This window comes from Oribacterium sp. P9, assembly GCF_046365365.1.
In the GTDB taxonomy this organism is placed as follows: Bacteria; Bacillota; Clostridia; order Lachnospirales; family Lachnospiraceae; genus Oribacterium.
Genome location: NZ_JBKEIS010000005.1, coordinates 13763 through 33329, shown reverse-complemented (window position 1 = coordinate 33329; position 19567 = coordinate 13763). Strand labels below are relative to the sequence as shown.

The 19567-nt window shown below is 53.2% G+C and carries 13 protein-coding genes; 10 read left to right on the top strand and 3 right to left on the bottom strand.

The features are described from left to right. The first annotated feature begins 134 nt into the window (after nt 1–134). Entirely contained in the window at nt 135–1637 is a 1503-nt protein-coding gene (locus ACK8P7_RS04855; RefSeq protein ID WP_410043104.1) for a 4Fe-4S dicluster domain-containing protein, read from the top strand. A 246-nt stretch (nt 1638–1883) separates the two neighbouring features. Here the strand turns inward: ACK8P7_RS04855 and ACK8P7_RS04850 are convergent, their stop codons facing one another. Continuing rightward, nucleotides 1884–2546, bottom strand: a complete 663-nt coding sequence (locus tag ACK8P7_RS04850) for a histidine phosphatase family protein (RefSeq protein ID WP_410043103.1) — start codon at nt 2544–2546, stop codon at nt 1884–1886. An 828-nt stretch (nt 2547–3374) separates the two neighbouring features. Between ACK8P7_RS04850 and ACK8P7_RS04845 the strand changes: the two genes are divergently transcribed. From ACK8P7_RS04845 to ACK8P7_RS04830, 4 genes are all read left to right on the top strand, one after another. Beyond that, complete coding sequence (locus ACK8P7_RS04845; RefSeq protein ID WP_410043102.1) at nt 3375–4472, top strand: GGDEF domain-containing protein; 1098 nt, start codon at nt 3375–3377, stop codon at nt 4470–4472. Between the two features lie 249 nt (nt 4473–4721). After that, complete coding sequence (locus ACK8P7_RS04840; RefSeq protein ID WP_410043101.1) at nt 4722–5210, top strand: GntR family transcriptional regulator; 489 nt, start codon at nt 4722–4724, stop codon at nt 5208–5210. Then, entirely contained in the window at nt 5207–6106 is a 900-nt protein-coding gene (locus tag ACK8P7_RS04835) for an ABC transporter ATP-binding protein (RefSeq protein WP_410043100.1), read from the top strand. Before ACK8P7_RS04840 ends, ACK8P7_RS04835 begins: the two co-directional genes overlap by 4 nt. Further along, on the top strand, nt 6081–8495 hold the full coding sequence (locus ACK8P7_RS04830; RefSeq protein ID WP_410043099.1) for a DUF6449 domain-containing protein: 2415 nt from the start codon (nt 6081–6083) through the stop codon (nt 8493–8495). Before ACK8P7_RS04835 ends, ACK8P7_RS04830 begins: the two co-directional genes overlap by 26 nt. 112 nt (nt 8496–8607) lie before the next feature. Here the strand turns inward: ACK8P7_RS04830 and ACK8P7_RS04825 are convergent, their stop codons facing one another. Together ACK8P7_RS04825 and ACK8P7_RS04820 are read right to left on the bottom strand one after the other, a co-directional pair. Next, on the bottom strand, nt 8608–10011 hold the full coding sequence (locus tag ACK8P7_RS04825) for a response regulator (protein ID WP_410043098.1): 1404 nt from the start codon (nt 10009–10011) through the stop codon (nt 8608–8610). 101 nt (nt 10012–10112) lie between these two features. Beyond that, entirely contained in the window at nt 10113–11876 is a 1764-nt protein-coding gene (locus tag ACK8P7_RS04820) for a sensor histidine kinase (protein ID WP_410043097.1), read from the bottom strand. Between the two features lie 296 nt (nt 11877–12172). On the opposite strand from ACK8P7_RS04820, the gene ACK8P7_RS04815 reads away from it, so the two are divergent. The 5 genes from ACK8P7_RS04815 to ilvD all read left to right on the top strand — a co-directional run bounded on the left by ACK8P7_RS04815 (nt 12173) and on the right by ilvD (nt 19399). Continuing rightward, entirely contained in the window at nt 12173–13501 is a 1329-nt protein-coding gene (locus ACK8P7_RS04815; protein WP_410043096.1) for an ABC transporter substrate-binding protein, read from the top strand. A gap of 4 nt (nt 13502–13505) precedes the next feature. Then, entirely contained in the window at nt 13506–14378 is an 873-nt protein-coding gene (locus tag ACK8P7_RS04810; RefSeq protein ID WP_410043095.1) for a carbohydrate ABC transporter permease, read from the top strand. After that, nucleotides 14378–15193 (top strand): carbohydrate ABC transporter permease, encoded by an 816-nt coding sequence (locus ACK8P7_RS04805; RefSeq protein WP_410043094.1) that lies wholly within the window; start codon nt 14378–14380, stop codon nt 15191–15193. Before ACK8P7_RS04810 ends, ACK8P7_RS04805 begins: the two co-directional genes overlap by 1 nt. An 88-nt stretch (nt 15194–15281) precedes the next feature. After that, the gene (locus ACK8P7_RS04800; protein ID WP_410043093.1) at nt 15282–17465 is read left to right on the top strand and encodes an alpha-galactosidase; all 2184 of its coding nucleotides are present in this window, start codon (nt 15282–15284) and stop codon (nt 17463–17465) included. Between the two features lie 146 nt (nt 17466–17611). After that, nucleotides 17612–19399, top strand: a complete 1788-nt coding sequence (gene ilvD / locus ACK8P7_RS04795) for a dihydroxy-acid dehydratase (RefSeq protein ID WP_410043092.1) — start codon at nt 17612–17614, stop codon at nt 19397–19399. The last annotated feature ends 168 nt before the right edge of the window (nt 19400–19567 follow it).

The following is a 19567-nucleotide window of genomic DNA, read 5'->3' as shown; positions in this document are numbered from 1 at the left end:
TTCGAAACTTCTATATATAATGTAAAACGACTTGTTAATTCTGTGTCAAATTAACAATGTTCAAGTTTTTCATCGCATGTTATACTTTTTATAACTGGGCGATTTTATGTATATTTTTTTCAGGAGGAAAATATATGGTTACAAATGATAGGGGTGCGGTTTCCATCAAGCATGCTGTCATGGAGGGGCTCGCACGCGAGCTCTGGGAGCATGACGAGATCACACCAGATGCAGAGAATCAGCTGATTATGTCGATTTCACCGGGACCTCACGCAACATGGCGCTGCTGTGTCTACAAGGAGCGTGAGATTCTGAGATGGAGAATCCGTCTTTCTGAGAACATGGATGCAAATCCATACACGACGGAGAAGAATCCGAACGTCGTACAGGTCATCGATCCGGCCTGCGAGGAGTGTCCGCTATCCACTTATTCTGTAACCGATAACTGCCGTCTCTGCCTTGGTAAGGCGTGCCAGAACAGCTGCCGCTTCGGTGCGATCACCATGACCGAGTCGAGAGCGCACATCGATCCGAACAAGTGTAAGGAGTGTGGTATGTGTGCGAACGCGTGTCCATATGGTGCCATCGCGCATCTGGAGCGTCCGTGCCGTAAGCCGTGTCCGGTCAATGCCATCAGCTACGACGAGAACGGCATCTGTAAGATCGACGATAAGAAGTGCATCCGCTGTGGTCAGTGTATCCACAGCTGTCCGTTCGGCGCGATCGCATCGAAGATCGATGTGCTCGATGTCATCCGTGACATCAAGGCCGGCAAGGAAGTCTTCGCGATGTGTGCACCGGCGATCGAGGGTCAGTTCGGTAAGGACATCACCATGGGCTCCATCCGTGAGGCACTGAAGGAAGTCGGCTTCACCGACATGGTCGAGGTCGGTCTCGGCGGCGATATGACCGCAGCGTACGAGGCAGAGGAGTGGTCCGAGGCACGTAAGGAAGGTAAGAAGATGACGACCTCCTGCTGTCCGGCATTCATCAACATGCTGCGTATGCATTTCCCGGAGCAGTTTAAGGAGAACATGTCGGAGACCGTTTCCCCGATGTGCGCGATTTCCAGATACCTGAAGGCGACCCACCCGGGCTGCACGACTGTATTTATCGGACCGTGCATCGCGAAGAAGTCCGAGTCCCATGAGATGGGGATCGAGGGCAATGCAGACTACGTTCTCACATTTGGCGAGATGACCACGATGATGGCCTCGAAGAATGTGGAGATGAAGCCGGTGGTTGATCCGTATCAGGAGTCGTCCATCTGGGGCAAGAGCTTCGCAACATCCGGCGGCGTTGCAAACGCGGTTATGGAGGTGATGCGTGAGCGGAACGAGGATACGACCGGTATCAAGCTTCGTGCAGCAGCCGGTGGCAAGGAGTGCAACGTTGCGCTGACACTTCTCAAGCTCGGCAAGCTCCCGGAGGATTTCATCGAGGGTATGGTCTGCGAGGGCGGTTGCGTCGGTGGCCCAAGTAAGCACAAGACGGAGATGGAGCTTCGGAAGTCCCGTCAGGATCTTCTGAACCAGGCCGATGATCGTAAGATCCTCGATAACCTCGAGAAGTATCCGATGGATAAGTTCTCCATGATGCGTGGACATATGGCTCCGCCACACAGCGAGACGAAATAATTTCTAAATAAACCGAAGGGCGACTGTCAGAAGCGCAGTACTCCGAGGTCGGAAAAATCAAAAATTGGCCCCTAAGAACCAGTAGGCCCTCCGCAAACGACTGAGTTTTCTTTATGAAAACTCAGTGTTGCGAAGGGTGCTAAGGAAAATTACTCCAACTGGTTCTAAGGGGCCAATTTTGATTTATTCACGGCCTCTGCGTATGGCTTCTGACAGTCGCCCTTCGGCAGTATTTAAGAATTTAACTTAGTGCCGCGGACGATGTGTGCCGAGGCCGACGACGGTTTCCGTCTGGTTGATGAGGTCGATGACCTTCTCGATGGCGAGTTTTCCGTCCTTCAGCTCGAGGACCATCGCACCGCAGTTCGGGACGATGCCGCCGTCCCAGTAATCCGCGTCGCTCAGGTTCCGGACGATGCTCTCGACGCCGCGGAGGATACCGCCGTGGCAGGTCACCATCACGCGCTCATATTTGCCCTCGTTCGGGTAGATATACGTATCGAGGAAGTGCTCGATACGGTCCTTCACCTCGCGGATTGACTCGCCGCCCGGCAGTGGTGCCACGGTATCCGGGTACGCGAACCAGCGCTTCAGATGATCGAGAATCTCTTTCTCCGCCTCGGTATGCGGCACATCATCGCGCATCTCGATGCCCTCTCCGGTACCGAACGCGATCTCCTGGAGATCGTCGAGTGGTTCAATGCTGAGATCAGGGTGATTCTTCAGGATGATCTCGGCCGTCTTCTTCGCACGCACGAGCGGACTCGAGAATACTCGATCGAAATGCACATCCTTCAGTGCCTCCGCCGCGATGCGCGCGCCGGCGAGTCCCACATCATTTAACGGAATATCCTTCCGTCCCTGCAGACGATGCTGCTGATTCCACATCGTTTCTCCATGTCTGATCATATATATTTCCATCATCGTTTCCTCGCTGTCTATATGTTCTGGTGCATGATTCGCATGGACTGAAGTATATCATATTTCGACGGAAATAAGTAGTCATCAGATCGCTGAAGCGAATGAATTGTATTTATTTCTGTACAATGGCATGTAAACTGAAAAACTGGCATCTTTAAACGTTTACAACATTTACGGAAACATGGTATAAATAAATATTAGAGTAGTTAGAAAAGATAACATGGAAAATTCCGCTAAAGACAGCAGTGACATCGTGACGTTTTTATACGATTAGGGCTTGTTAATGGCTGGAAAAGCAAGGGCACGCGAGCGTAGTTTATGGGGTCAGACCCCCTTACGAAATTCTTAAGATGACGCCAGTGCCCGTTTTCCCGTATAAAAGCGAGCCCAATACTGAGAACTGGATCGGTGTCCCTGGCGCAGGTAAAACGGTACCGATCATTGTGAGCCGGGCAGATGGTAGTTATTATGTTCACACATCAACGACGGCATCGAGAACAAATAAAGGTAAAACGTATGTGACGATTTCAGACCATCTGAGTCAATCGTCTGTTAAAGACGGCGGCTATATTTCGGGTGCGAAATATGACACACTTGCAGAGGGCTTAGTGCCGCTTAGGGTCCCTGGCTTAGATTTTACCGGCTTCGAAGTACTGTGCTTCTGTTGTCGCCCCTCCGGGCTTTCATCTGGAACCGCATGATTTGCCGGAATTTCACCTGCGTTTCGCCGTTTTTTGCCCTTTTCCGGATTGTTTCCCGCCCGGCTCTTCCTATATAATGAGTAAATGACATTATAGAAATGAAAGGGGGATCGCGATGACGGACATGTATTTTCTCGTGCTTACCGCGATCAATTTATTTGCGCTCGCATTTATGTGTGTGCTGGTGAGCCTGAATGATACCTTAAATCCGAAGCAGACCCGCGGCTTCCTGTACACCTTTCTGCTGATTGCATTGATCTCGATCCTGGAGCTGATTACGGTGCTGGTAGACGGAGGGCCACGCTGGATGCGGCCCATCAACATCATCTCAAACTACCTGGGCTTCAGCCTGACACCCGCGGTGCCGCTCGTCATGGTCTACACGATCGATCAGAGCGGACAGATCAGTGAGAGTCTGAAGGTGGCGACCGCGCTGGAAATCGTGTACTTTCTGATCATGACCGTCTCGCTCTTCACGGGCGGACTGGTGTTTACGGTGGACGCGGCCAACCAATACTCGCGACTGGGCGGCTTCCCGGTCTACATGCTGATGTATTACGCCGGTATCGTCTTCCTGATGTACCATCTCCTTGAGATGGCGCGCTTTTTCCAGAACCGTGGCCGGGAGCTCATCTATGCGCTGGCGCTGTTTCTCGCGCTGGGAACGCTCGTGCAGATCCGGCTGCCGGGGATCCACGTGACCTGGCTCTGCGTGACCATACTGTCGATCCTGTACTACCTCTACTGCAACGAGATGTGGAACCAGCTCGATGGTCTGACAGGACTGCTCAGCCAGAAGAACTATCTGAACCGGACGCTGAATCTGCACGAAGAGGACCGGATGCTGATCGTACTCGACCTCGACGATTTCAAGCATATCAATGATACCTACGGGCATCTCGCGGGTGACCGCTGTCTCCGTGAAATCGCGCAGTGTCTGAAGAAGGCCTACGGCCGCTATGGCAACTGCTACCGCATCGGTGGTGACGAGTTCTGCGTGCTGCTCTGGAATCCGGAGAAGGAGGTCTTCTGCCGGGAGAAGTTCTACTGGAACCTGACGAAGCAGCGTGTGAAGACCTCGATTCTGCCGAATGTTTCGTACGGAAGTGCCCTCCTCGATGCGTATGAGAGCATCCGCGATACGAAGGCCCGCGCCGACCAGAAGATGTACCAGAATAAGAAGGAACATAAGGCGGAGAAACACTTCACGTAAAGCAGCAGGCCGCCGGCGTCCGCAAAACCCGATCTCCGACCTGCGCCGGAACATGTTCATAAAATCGTAAGAAAGCAGCTGATTGACAATCGGCTGCTTTCTTTTTATACTTCAGCTGTACTAATACAATTAATACACTTAATTCACTCAAATCACACGAATTAAATGAATCACCTGGCTACGCTTCTGCCGGATCTGATGCATTTGATTCACAGATTCAGGAAACGTACTGGAAAGGGGATAGCGGATATGATTCTCATCGATTACAAGGATCGACGTCCTCTCTATGAGCAGATCGTGGAAAAGCTGTCGGATCTGATGGTCCGGGGCGTGCTCGCGCAGGACAGCCAGCTGCCGTCCGTCCGAAGCCTCGCGACGGAGCTGTCGATCAATCCGAATACGATCCAGCGGGCGTATGCGGAGCTCGAGCGACAGGGCTATATCTACTCGGTGAAGGGACGCGGCAGCTTCGTGGCGGAAAATCACCAGATTCGAGCGAAGAAGCAGGTCGAAATCTGGCGGGAGCTCGCACTGCTGGTTGAGGACGCACGGAACGCCGGCATCACGATGGAGGCATTTCAGGCGCAGGTGGCGCAGAATTACGAACTGAATCCGGGCACAGGCGCAGGCCAGGGCACAGGTACAGAAACAGGATCTGGTGCGGGCCAGGGCGCAGGCACAGAAACAGAATCTGGCGCAGGCTCGGAATACGAAACAGAAACAGGAGGCAGAAGATGATAAAGGCGGACAATCTGACCAAGCGCTTTCAGGGCGTGACCGCAGTGGATCATATCCATGCGGAGATTCAGGATGGCACTGTGTTCGGTCTGATCGGCACGAACGGTGCCGGGAAGAGCACCTTCCTCCGGATGGCGGCAGGGATCCTGAAGCCGGATGAAGGCACGATCACCCTCGATGGGGAGGCGGTTTTCGAGGATATACGGGTGAAGGCGAGATGCTTCTATATCCCGGATGAGCCATATTTTCTCGGAAACGGTACAGCGGACGATATGAAGACATTTTACCAGGGGATCTACCCGAATTTTGATACGGACCGCTTCGGCAGGCTCCTGAAGAGCTTCGAGCTCGACGGACGCCGGAAGATCCAGACCTTTTCGAAGGGCATGAAGAAGCAGCTTGCGGTGCTGCTCGGCATCTGCGCCGGCACGGATTATCTTTTCTGTGATGAGACCTTCGACGGCCTCGATCCGGTGATGCGGCAGACCGTGAAGAGCCTCTTCGCAAACGACATCGAGGAGAGGCACCTGACACCGGTGATCGCCTCGCACAACCTGCGTGAGCTCGAGGATATCTGCGATCACGTGGGGCTCCTGCATCGGGGCGGCATGCTGCTTTCTAAGGACCTCGACGATATGAAGATGAATATTCATAAGATTCAGTGCGTGCTGCCTGCCGGGCTCGACCGCACGAACCTGCAGGATCTCGACATCATGACGACGGAGCAGCGTGGAAGCCTGCTGACGCTCACGGTGCGGGGACAGAAGGAGGAGATCCAGGCGCGGATGCAGAGCTATCATCCGGTCTTTTTCGAGATGATCCCGCTCTCCCTGGAGGAAATCTTTATCAGCGAAACGGAGGTGGCCGGTTATGACATCAAGAAGCTTATTTTTTAAATACATGAAGGAAAATACGAAGCAGCGCATCTGGAACCTGGCGCTCGTCCTGCTCCTGTGCTTCTTCGCCTTCCCGGTGACGACGGCGCTCTGGAGCAGCACGGCCTTCCGACCGGAGAATCTGAACAGCAGTCTCCCGGCGGATCTCGCACGGACACAGGCGCAGAGGGACTTCACGCGCGACATGCTGCGGATGTACTCCATGAAGGGTGGCGCACTCGCGTTCATGCTGACGATTGCCGCAGTGGTGCTGGCGGCCTCCGGCTTCGCGTACCTGCACTCGAAAAAGAAAACGGATTTCTACCATAGCCTTCCGATCCGACGGGAGATGCTGTACGCGGTGACCTGCCTGAACGGCTTTCTCTACATGGCCGTCGCCTATCTCGGCTTCCTGACGATCGCCGCCGTTATGATCCGCGTGAAGGGCGTGCCGTTCGACTGGGGCAGCCTGTACCTCGCGAGCGTCGAGCACCTGTGCTTCTTCGCCCTCGTGTACATGACCGCGATTCTCAGCATGCTGCTGACCGGAAATCTGGTGGTGGGCCTGCTGGGGACCGGCGTGCTTTTCAGCTGGGGACCGGTGATCTGCATGACGATCTCGGCGTATTTTTCGGAGTATTTCACGACCTTTTACGGCGACGACAGCTTCCTGCTGGCGCTTAGTGAGCGGACCTCCCCGGTCGCCTGGTATGTGAAGGCCTGCATGTCTTCGCAGCCTGGACGTATGGCGCTGTGGGCAATGCTGGCAGCGGCAGTGCTGTTCCTCCTCGGTATGCTCCTCTATCGCCGACGTCCGTCCGAGGCAGCCGGCCACGCGATGGCTTTTCCGATTACGGAGCCGATCATCCGCTTCCTGATCGCCGTGCCGTCGTCACTCCTGCTCGGCGCGATGTTCCACTCGATGATGTGCGAGGATGGCTGGACCGTGTTCGGTCTCGTCTGCGGACTCCTTCTCGTGAGCTGCATCATCGAAATCATCTATCACTTCGATTTCAAGAGTCTGTTTGCGCATAAGCGACAGCTCCTTGTGAGTGCAGTCTTTGTCGGCGTCGTCTTCGCGATCTTCCGCTTCGACCTCTTCGGCTACGACCGCTACCTGCCGGCGACAGAGAAGCTTGCGTCCGGCGGCATCTACAGCGACCTCCTCGACCCGGATGCGACGAGCCAGTACCACTCGACGGTGGAATATACCGAGGGCTGGTATGGCGTAACGTTTGACGCGATGCCGTCCTCGACGCTGGCGGATGAGATGCAGATCTCGGACGATCAGGGGCTCGAACTCCTCCATACGATCGCAGCGCAGGGTGTGCACGATGCGGCACAGGCCCGAGACCGCTTCCTGCGGGGCGGCGGGCGCTCCTATGATCTCGAGGAGGGCGATGAGGCGTTTCATAACGTCACGATCGCTTGGCACCTCCGGAACGGGCGGACCGTCTACCGCAGCTATCGGGTCAATGTCTCCGGCGTGAGAGCAGCGCTCGAGTCGGTTTATGATCTCGACGCCTACAAGACGGCGATGTATCCGGTACTGTCGCTGTCCGCGGACGACGTCGCGGGCATCAACTATAAGGAAGAGGACGAGTGCAGCCACGTGAAGCTCGCCGGAGCCGACGTGAAGGCGGCGCTGCTCGCGGCGTACCAGGAGGAGCTGAAGGCGCTGACGAGCGAGACCAGAGCGCACGAGATGCCGATCGCGGAGATCCAGTTTAAGACGAACGAGCAGCAGGCGCTCATCCAGAAGCTGCGCGACGAAGGCGGCAACTACACGCTTTTCAACTACTATTACTACTACCCGATCTACCCGTCCTTTACGAAGACCATCGCGCTTCTCCGGGCGTGCGGTGTCGAGGTCGGCGGGATGGTGACTCCGGAAAAGACCGCGAGCATCACGCTCTCGTATCAGGGCGTTGCAGTTTCGGAAGAGGAGATGGCACCGGCGGATACAGAACTCGGCCAGCGCCAGCGGAAGTACCTGAGTGACGACAGCCGTGCGATGCTGACCGTGACGGACCCGGAGCAGATTCGGGAAATCCTCGCGGCCTCCGCTTCACACTCGGTCGTTTCTCTGAATCCGCTCATGGAAACCGATTGCGGCATGGAAATCGTCGTGGATATGAAGCGGTCGGATACGAAGTTTACTGTGAACGTGGGTCAGCTGAGGAGCAGTGATGTGGCGACGGGAACGGATGCAGATGCGTTCGAGACTGCAGACGATGGCGATCTGGATACGTTCGATGACGAGGACGCGTACGATCTGGAAGAGGATGAGGAAGTCGAGGAAGAGGACCGCGGCTCCTTCGTAAGAAACTTCTACTACGGACAGATCCCGCAGTTCGTCATCGACGAATTCGGGCTGACACCGGACATCATGGAGAAGAATAAAGTATAAACGTTAGAGAAGGGAAGCCCGGCGGGACTTCCCTTCTTTTCGCTTCCGTAGCGTCTGGTTTCACAGAAATTCTGCTTACTGGAAATGCATGGTGATGGTTCCAACGTCCTTATTATAGTGGCAGGTGCTGCTTCAGGTACTCTGATGGGGTGACGCCGGTGGTTTTCATAAAGAGCTTCGTGAAGTAACGGGTGCTGAAATAGCCGACGCTTTCGGCGAGTTCTCGTACAGTCCGGCACCTGCCGGCGGCGACCATCTCGATGGCCTTCTGCATACGCACGTTCGTGAGATAGTCCGTGAAGTTCTCGCCGGTTTTCATCTTATAGGTCTTACTCAGATAATTCGGAGAGATGCCGAGGAGATCGGAAATCGTGTTGATGCCGATCTGATTCATATAGTTTTCGTCGACGTACCGATTGATTTTTTCGATGGTATCCGGGGTACTGTCGGAGTTATGTAGCTGCTGGATACTGTCGGTAAGCTGTGCGATCGAGCTGGTTTCGATGCGATGATGGAAGGTCAGATCAAAGACGCGAGCGAGGGATGCGTCACAGCGTGCGAGCAGTGCATCTCCGTTTTCCAGATTTCGCATCTCCGAGAGCGTCTTATGCAAAGTCACGGAGTCCTGCAGCTGCAGAGCGAGAATCGCCTTATCCAGCAGTGTGGAAAGCGGGAGATACGTCTCCTGCTCCTTCAGCTCATCAAGGAACATGCATTTTCCTAAGGATGTGCAGAGGTGAATGCTCTCGAGCTTCTGCACATAGGTGATGCGACGTAGTAAGTCCTCGATAGAATCTGCATAGTAGACGAATCCGGTTGCGAGGCAGGAGGAGAGCTTCTGGAAGTCCTCCGGGATGTGGGTGATGAGTGTGCGCGGCAGCTGGCCCGTCGTGATATAGATGAGCTCGCCACTCGGCAGGAAACCACAGCCGCACGGGAAGGAATACTTCTCTGACAGGGCAGTAAGAGAGGTGGACAGCAGATCGAAATTATTCTTTTTCGAGGACTTCGGATCATGATCGAAGTAGAAGATCATGACGGTGTAGGGTGGCTGCACATATTTCGGCTGCTGAATAAACTGGATGGAGAAGTAGAGATCGAGGATTTTTTTACATTCAAGCTCGTAATCCTTCTGGTACGCCGAAATCTCCTTTTGCTTGAGCTGCATGATTTTTTCCATGACCTTCTGTATATCTTCGAGCGCCGCCGGCTTTAGAATATAGTCGATGGCACCATAGGTCAGGGCTTTCTGTGCATAGGCGAACTCTGCATAGCCGGTCAGCATCACGACCGGAATATCCTTCGTATGAAACTGCGCGAAGGCGTCGAGTCCGGACAGCTTCGGCATGTGGATGTCGAGGAAAATGACATCCGGTGTATGGTCTTCGACATAGAGCAGCAGCTCTTCGCCGTTCGTAACCTCGATGAAGCTGTGCTGTTCCGGATACAGCTCCTCGATCATGCTTTTTAATCCCAAACGTGGTAGACGCTCGTCATCTGCCAGTATGATATTCATAGTCTATCCTTTCTGTTTCCGCGAACATGATTCCGCAGTTTCCGATCGTCTGGTGTCTACGCTTCGCCATAGAATGGAAGTCCTGCGTCACTACCCTGCGCTTATATCCGGGTACCGATGCCCTTCATCGGAATATACACCGTAAAACTCGTAATACCATCCTCGAGCGTGATATCCAGTCGTGCGTCCGGATCGAAAATCTTCAGTCGATTTTCGACATTCATGATGCCGACATGCTTCGAAGAGCGTAGCGTATCGAGGTCGATCGGAATACCGTTATTTTTTATCGAAAGCACCAGTGTGCCATGGTCAATGCAGGCAGCCGTCCAGATGGTGATCGACCGTCCATCCGGATCCATGCCGTGCTTCATCGCATTTTCGACGAAGGGCTGAATCAACAGACGTGGAATCTCAATCTCGCGGGTAGCCTCCGCACATTCGCAGACATAGGTGATACGCTCATCGAAACGAAGCTTCATGAGCTCGCAGTACTGAGTACAGAACTGAAGCTCCTGCGCGACAGTGGTCGTTTTTGAGTTGCTACAGGTATAGCGGAAGATATGCGTTAACTGCAGAATGCCGGCCTCCAGCTCCTTTTTCATTCCGAGACGATTCAGAGAGACGAAGCAGTTCAGCGTGTTATAGAGGAAGTGCGGATTGATCTGACTCTGTAGTGCCCGGTATTCCGCTTCCTGTCGCTGAATCTCGTTTTTATAGGAACGCTGAATATAGAGATCCAGCTGATGAATCATTTCATTCAGATGCTCTCCGATCATCGTAAACTCGTCCGCGACATAGAAATCGTTTCGCGCCATGAGTTCCTCCGGGATATGAATATCGAGATTTCCATTCGATGCAGATTCCATCGCGCTCAGAATTGAGTTCAGCACGATGGTCGTCTTCTGAGAGTTCTTCCGGAAGAAGAGACAGCCGGCGATGATGGTCAGTACACCGAGAATCGCCGCGAGAATCCAGATAAGGAGAATCGACTTCATGTTGTCATGGTAAGAGGACAGAAACACAAGCGTCCATGGCATCCCCTTGATGCTGCGCTGATAGCGGAGATAGGTATCACCGGAGGTCCGGATCTTAGCGTCTTCGCGCAGAAGATAAGGCACCGCTTCGTCATCCAGATAACCTTCGTGATAAATCGGTTTTCCATTCTGATCTACGATGATAAATCCGGAGTGCGGGGTCAGCTCGACACTGTCAAACATGCCCCGGATTGGTGCGAGCGACGAGTCGATGCGCAGGACACCAAGCTTTCGCTTCGTATTAATATTCTTCACCGTATGAAACGTTGCGATGACCTCGGACTGCGTATTCATAAATGGCAGTGGTTCCGTGATGGAGTAGCGAAACGGCTCATCGAGCAAAAATCCATCTGCAAACCAGTACTGATCATTATAGCGAAAGTCCGCCGTCTCCAGCAGATCCCGATTCCGACTCGTCGTCAGAATCATCTGGTTCTTCGGATTTTTCGGCATGAACGAAATCGAGAGGATATCATCGCGCGAAGTGATTATCAGACGCTGCATACAGAAGATATAGTTCTGCCGGTAGGACCCGATGCGATAGTTTGCCGGCCCCTCCACCGTGTACTGCGCGTTATCGACAGCGGTATAAAAATTAATGATGTCATCATAAATATACGGCGTCAGTGCCATATGCTGCAGATCGGAAAAGTAGGTGCTCATATTACTGGAAATTTCGTACAGCGTCGTCGAGAAGTAGGTCTCGTTTTCCTTCTGAATCCGGTTTTGCAGGTAAAAGGCGAGGCAGGACGAGAGGATCGAAATCGGCAGGATGATACTGAAAAGAAAAAGCAGGATGAGTTTGTTCTGAAAGCTCTGTGATCGGCGCATCTTTCTCCTCTGTCAAAATCCACAAAAAATTTGAGTGCTTATAATTCCTATTTATAATATTTGAATCAATCCGCCGCGTCAACTGTCTCCCGGGCGTAGACATGGTCCGAATCCAAGAAGAGGTAACCGTTCAGACAGAGTGAAGTCAAGGCGTGGCTCGGCGGACAGTAACAGAAAAGGGTACCAAAGTGTAGAATTGAGTCACTTCAAGATGAATCTGTGTCCTGTTACTATGGATGTACATGAAAAAGCGCGCTTACCACACGAAGAAACGAAAGAAAAGGAAGGAAATGATTATGAAGAAATTCGCTACCTCCATGCTGATCGCAGCGATGGCAGTTACATCTGTAGCATGTTCGAAGGCTCCGGAAGAGCCGAAGACCACCGAGGCCGCTGAGACGACCGCAAAGGCAGAGCAGGCAGACAAGGAAGAGAAGGATGCGCCGAAGAGTGACGTTACCCTCGAGTTCTTATACAACCTGAATGGTGAGGCTATCAGTGATGAGGTGCAGGCAGTCTGCAAGCAGTTCACAGAAGAGACCGGTATCGGCGTTGAGGCGATCATGCCAGGAAGTAACTTCTCTGACATCATGAAGACCAGAATGGCTTCTCAGCAGCTTCCGGACGTATGGACGACCCATGGCTGGGCAGTCGCACGTTACGCTGAGTACCTTGCACCGCTGAACGATTTCGAGTTCGCAAACCATATTTCATCCTCCATCGCAGAGCAGATCACCGATGCAGAGGGTAACCTCTATACTCTTCCGATCGACATGGATCTGACCGGTATTGTATACAACGTAAACGTACTGAATGAGGCTGGTGTCAATGTAGACGACCTTAAGACATGGGATGACTTCGATGCAGCCTGCGAGAAGGTAAAAGCCATCGGCAAGACTCCGATCCAGATCGGTGGTAAGGATAGCTATACCGTCGGTAATCTGATGGATTTCATCGCTCCGACCTTCATCTCCAACGAGGATGAAGCAAATCAGCAGGCACTGCTTGACGGTTCCTTCGACTGGTCGAAGTGGAACGTAGTCGTTGATAAGGTTGCCGGCTGGAATGAGGCTGGTTACTTCAACAAGGATGCCGTAACTTCTGACTTCATGACCGGCGTGAAGGCGATGGCAGCAGAGAAGTCTGCATTTATGTTCCATTCCGCTTCTGCCATTACTGAGATGTATGTACAGAATCCGGATACCGAGCTCGGATTCATGCCACTGCCTGCACGTGAGACTGGTTTAAAGACCTCCCTTATGACGGGTGAGCATTTCGCAATCGGTATGTCGAAGACGACAGAGCACCCAGAGGAAGTAAAGCAGTTCATGGAGTTCATGGCGAGAGAGGACATCTGTGGAAGACTTGCAACCAAGTGCGGTATGCCTTCTGGTCTTGATAACGTAGAGAGTGATACCGGCCGTCTCGAGGCATTCTACGGCAAGTATGCAAACAACCCTGAGATCCTGAACATTCCTTACTTCGATCGTAAGTACCTTCCAAGCGGTATGTGGAATGACCTTTGTGTAACTGGTGGCACCATTCTTTCCGGACAGAAGAACGCAACAGAAGATGCTGTCGCTCAGATGAAGAACAGCTACGAAGAGAAGAAGGCACAGGAGTAATGAAATGAAGGTACAAAAAAAGGGAGTAATTAATCTTTTTTACATTCCTGCTGTTGTACTGTTCCTGGTTTTCGTAATCTATCCGTTCCTGCATGGTATAAGAATATCCTTTACCAACTGGAACGGATATTCGCAGACCATGAAGTTTGTGGGAATGAATAACTACGTTCGCCTCCTGAAGGATCCGAACGTAAAGACCGCACTGGTCAATACACTGATTTATGGTATCGTGAGTACGATCATCCAGAATATCCTGGGACTCGCGTATGCCCTGTTCCTGAATACGAAGTTCCGGGGACGTGCCATCGTTCGAACCGTCATTTACATGCCGGTCATGATCGCCTCTCTCATCATGGGTTACATCATGTACTTCGTATTCCAGTATGATGGTGGTGCACTGAACGACATCCTCATCTGGCTCGGACGTGAGCCGGTAGATCTTCTGTCGAGCTCGAACGCGGCCATCGCCATCATCGTCATCGTTAACTCCATCCAGTTCGTGGGTGTCTCCATGGTTATCTACCTCGCCGGCTTACAGAACGTGCCGAGCATGTACTATGAGGCTGCGAAGCTGGACGGTGCCAATGCTGTTGAGATCTTCAAGAATATCTCTCTGCCGCTTCTGATGCCGGCCATTTCGTCGTCGACCATCCTGAACCTTATCGGTGGACTGAAGCTCTTCGATCTCGTTATGGCGCTCACCAGTGGTGGACCTGGATTCTCTACCCACTCACTGTCAACACTCGTAACCAACCAGTACTTCTCGGCCCAGTCCGCAGGCTATGCATCCGCCATCGGTATCGTATCCTTCCTGCTGATCATGGTCATCAGTAACGTGGTTATCAAATTCTTCGACAAGCGGGAGGTGGATGTATAATGCAGAAGAAATCAAATCTGTGGAAATATCTACTGGCGATTTTTATCGTTTTTGTCCACATCATCCCGATCTACATGGTGATCGGTCTTGCATTCAAGTCACCGTATGACCACTCCTCGAGATGGGTACTTCCGGGCTACATCTATACGAAGAACCTCTATACTGCGCTCGAAAAGAGCGGCATGATGCTGGCCCTGAAGAATACCATCCTGATCACCGGTGTATCGATCATCCTGATCACCGTCATCGGTGCGATGGCCGCTTACCCGATTTCGAGAAATAAGAGTAAGCTGAATGTCATCGTAAAGGGTTTCATCATGGGTGTCATGATGATTCCACCACTCAGCATCCTGGTACCGCTCTACTCCTTCATGGCGAACATCGGCGGTATCAATACCTACTGGGGCATCATCGTGGCCCTCGTTACCTTCCAGTTACCGACCAGTATCTTCCTGTATAGTAACTTTATCCAGTCGATTCCGGTAGCGCTGGAAGAAGCAGCAGCCATCGACGGCTGCGGACCGATTCAGATCTTCTTTAAGATCATCCTTCCGCAGTTAAAGCCGGTGACCGCATCGGTTATCATCATCACCGGTGTGTACTGCTGGAATAACTATCAGTTTGCACTGTACCTTCTTCAGTCACCGAAGATGAAGACCGTTACACTGGCGATCGCCGGATTCTTCTCCGCCGATGCAGCGAACATGAACGGTGCCGCTGCGGCCGCGTTCATCGGTATCCTGCCGGTTATCGTACTCTTCCTCTTCCTGCAGAAGTATTTCATCCAGGGTATGGTAGATAGCGCAATTAAATAAAATATGTTTATGGCCAGGCCAATCACGCAATGAAATAGAAGTAATTGTCGAGGCCTGGCTATCGTTGTAGAAATAGATGGAGGCCGTTATGGGCATCACTTTTAATGAAGAAAAAAAGGTGTTTCTGTTAAAAACAAAGAACACCAGCTACCAGTTCCGCGTGGCGGAATTCGGATTTCTGGAGCATTTATATTACGGAAGGAGAGTGGAGGAGGCCGTGGATTACATCCCGGTCCGCCTTCGCCATGGTTTCGAGGCGAATCCGTATGAGATGAAGCAGGACCGTACACTGTGTCTCGACGTACTCGAGCAGGAGTATCCTGGCTTCGGCGTATCTGATTTCAAGACATCTGCATGCAGTATCATCCACGCAGATGGATCCAACTGTATTGATTTTCGTTACGTTTCGCATCGCATCTATAACGGGAAGTATACGATCGAAGGCATGCCATCTCTTCGGAACAAGGGGGATGACTGGATGACGCTCGAGGTCGTACTGCAGGATGTCGCAACGAAGGTAGAAGTGACCCTGTTCTACGGTGTACTGGAGAGCTGTGATGTCATCACGAGACATGCGGTGATTCGAAATCTCGAAGATACCGAAATTACACTGCATGCAGCCCACTCCACCTGCCTCAGCTTCCCGACCGATGAGATGGACCAGATCGATTTTTACGGCAGCTGGGGACATGAGCGAAATGCACAGCGAACACCGGTCCGTCATGGCAAGACCGTCGTGGACAGTATCCGTGGCATTTCGAGTCACTACTATAATCCGACCATCGTGTTATGTGATCACGAGACGACGGAGACGGCTGGTGACTGCTATGGCGTCGCCCTCGTCTACAGTGGAAACTTCCAGATTACGGTTGAGGTCAATGACTTCAAGCAGACACGTGTGGTGGCCGGCATCCATCCGGACACCTTCTACTGGAAGCTGAATCCGGGTGAAACCTTTGCGACCCCGGAGGCAGTGATGTCTTTCAGCGCAGCAGGTCTCACCGGATTAAGCCATCATTATCATGATGTCGTACGGCACTTCCTGATTCCGGGACAGTTCGAGAATCAGCGCTGTCCGGTACTCCTCAACAACTGGGAAGCGACGATGATCGACTTCGATGAAGAGCAGCTTATGCAGATCGCAAGTGCAGGTAAGGAGCTCGGCGTCGAGATGTTCGTCATGGACGACGGCTGGTTTGGGCGAAGAACGAATGAGTTCCGTGGACTCGGTGACTGGCAGTGCAATCTGGAAAAGCTTCCGAGCGGCATCGCCGGCTTCTCGAAGCGGATTCATGGTCTCGGACTCAAGTTCGGCATCTGGATCGAACCGGAGATGATAAGTGAAGACTCCCGGCTTTATGAAGAGCATCCGGACTGGTGCATCGCTATCCCAGGCAGAAAGCCGACCAGGCAGCGGTATCAGCTGATTCTCGATTACAGTCGCGATGAAGTCGTCGAGTACATATTTGATCAGATTTATAATGAGTTCAAGGACGCGGAAATCGACTACATCAAGTGGGATATGAACCGCAGCATGACCGATCGTTTTTCACAGGCACTGCCGGCAGAACGACAGGGTGAGCTCTGTCACCGTTATGTGCTCGGCTTCTATAAGCTGATGGAGAAGCTCACCACGACCTTTCCGCAGATTCGTTTCGAGGGCTGCTGTGGTGGCGGCGGACGTTTCGATATGGGTGTTCTGTACTACGCACCGCAGATCTGGTGCTCCGATGATACAGATGCCATCGAACGGATCTGTATCCAGCATGGTACCTCCTTCTTCTATCCACCATCTGTGATGGGGGCACATGTTTCTGTCTGCCCGAACCAGCAGACCGGCCGTAGCGTATCGATCGATACGAGAGCCGCGCTTGCCTACTACGGCACCTTCGGCTATGAGCTCGATCCAAATGAGCTGAATGATGAAGAGAAGGAAGCTGTGAAGCGCCAGATTCAGTACTATCAGGAGCATGCGCTGACAAGCGCGTTTGGTAAGTACTACCGTCTGACCGGCGTGGGGCATGAATTCGTCGCCTTCATGTCGGTGGCGGATGATCAGAAGAGCGCCGTCTTCAGCTTCGTACAGCGACGTACCAGCGCGAACAAGGGCATCATTTACATCAAGCTGCGTGGTCTCAACGAAGCTGCGGTTTACACGATCCCGGAGCTCGGCCTAGAGTTAAGTGGTGCGAGCCTTATGTATGCCGGACTTCCGATGCCGGTGATCAAGGCAGACAACACAGCGAAGACCTTTACGCTGATTCAGAAGTGAATAGAAGTGAATAGAAGTATCATAGAATGAAAGACGTAGCCCGCCACGGGTATCTGCAGATGAGTTGCGCATCGGAGAGCTCTTCGGGCGTAGCTCTGCCGTGGATTGGAAACGTCAGATGGGTAGAGTATCAGGAGGATAAGAAAATGAAATTACGTTCACAGGAAGTACGTACACTGGCTCCGGAGAATGATCCGCTGAAGATGGGTATGGGCTGGAAGGTCGAGGACCTCGGTAAGCCGCAGATCATGGTGGAGAGCACCTTCGGCGACAGCCATCCGGGCAGCGCGCACCTCGATCAGTTCGTGAAGCAGGCGGTGCAGGCTGTCAACGAAAACGGTGGTAAGGCGGCCCGTTACTTCGCAACCGATATGTGTGATGGCATCGCACAGGGCCATGACGGCATCAATTACTCACTCGCACACCGCGATGCGATCACAAACCTCGTGGAGGCACAGGCAAACGCCAGCGTATATGACGGCGGTGTCTTCATCGCAAGCTGTGATAAGTCCATGCCGGCCATGCTGATGAGCATCGGTCGTCTCAAGGACATGAGTGCCATCGTTGTGACCGGTGGTGTTATGGAGGCGCATACCCTTCCGAAGGAGTACGTCGTTAACGATCCTGCCTGCGCGATCAACGAGCTTCTGACCCTCGAGCAGATCGGCAAGTTCGACGCCTGGGAGAAGACCGGCGTGATCCCGAACAGCCAGCTCGATTACTATAAGCACAACGCCTGCCCGAGCTGTGGCGCCTGCTCCTTCATGGGCACCGCCTCCACGATGCAGGTCATGGCAGAGGCCCTCGGGCTGATGCTTCCGGGCACCGCTCTGATGCCAGCCACTGCTCCGGAGCTCCGGCAGGCAGCGTATGATGCTGGCAAGCAGCTTATGGAGCTTGTGAAGAAGGGCATCACCGCAAAGGACATCGTGACGAAGGAGAGCTTCGAGAACGCGATCATGGTCCATGCCGCGATTTCCGGTTCGACCAATGCAACCATGCATCTTCCGGCCATCGCACATGAGTTCGGCATCGAGATCGATGCGGAGACCTTCGACCGTATGCACCGTGGCGCACATTATCTTCTGAACATCCGTCCGTCCGGCGACTGGCCTGCACAGTACTTCTACTATGCAGGTGGCGTGCCACGCGTCATGGAGGAGATCAAGTCGATGCTCCACCTCGACGTCATGACCGTCACCGGCAAGACCCTCGGTGAGAACCTCGAGGAGCTGAAGAAGAACGGCTTCTACGAGCACTGCGATGAGATCCTGAAGGAGAAGACGGCTGGACTGAACCGTGAGGTTACCCGCGAGGATATCATCCACAGCTTCGATAACGCAAAGGGCACCAACGGCAGCATTGCCATCCTCAAGGGGAACCTGGCACCAGAGGGCTGTGTCATCAAGCATACGGCCTGCCCGAAGGAGATGATGAAGGCGACGCTGACCGCGAAGCCATATGACAGTGAGGAAGCCTGCATTGCCGCCGTACTTGACGGTGAAGTGAAGCCGGGCGATGCGATCTTCATCCGCTACGAGGGACCGCGAGGCAGCGGCATGCCGGAGATGTTCTACACCGGTGAGGCGATCTGCGCGGATCCGAAGCTCGCATCCAGTGTCGCACTAATCACGGATGGTCGTTTCTCCGGCGCGAGCCGTGGTCCGGTGATCGGACATGTCAGCCCGGAGGCCGCGGTCGGCGGACCGATCGCCCTCGTGGAGAAGGGCGATCTCATCCAGATCGATGTGGAGCAGCGCCTGCTCGCCATCGTCGGTGTCAAGGGTGAGAAGAAGACGCCGGAAGAGATGGAGGCCATCCTCGCCGAGCGTCGCGCGAAGTGGCAGCCGAAGCCACAGAAGTACACGAAGGGCCTGCTGAAGCTCTATGCTCAGCACGCCGTCAGCCCGATGAAGGGCGCATACATGGAGTGATGTCGCTTCTTTGCAATGCAGACGCGGTGCACGCGGTGTAGGTAAGGAGCCGGCGGGATATCCCGCCGGCTTTTCAGCGCCTTTTTTCGCCTTAAGGTATGGAATCCTCGCCGACATGTGATACACTATGTGAAAGTATGGCCAGTCCACACATGAAAAAGATTCTTC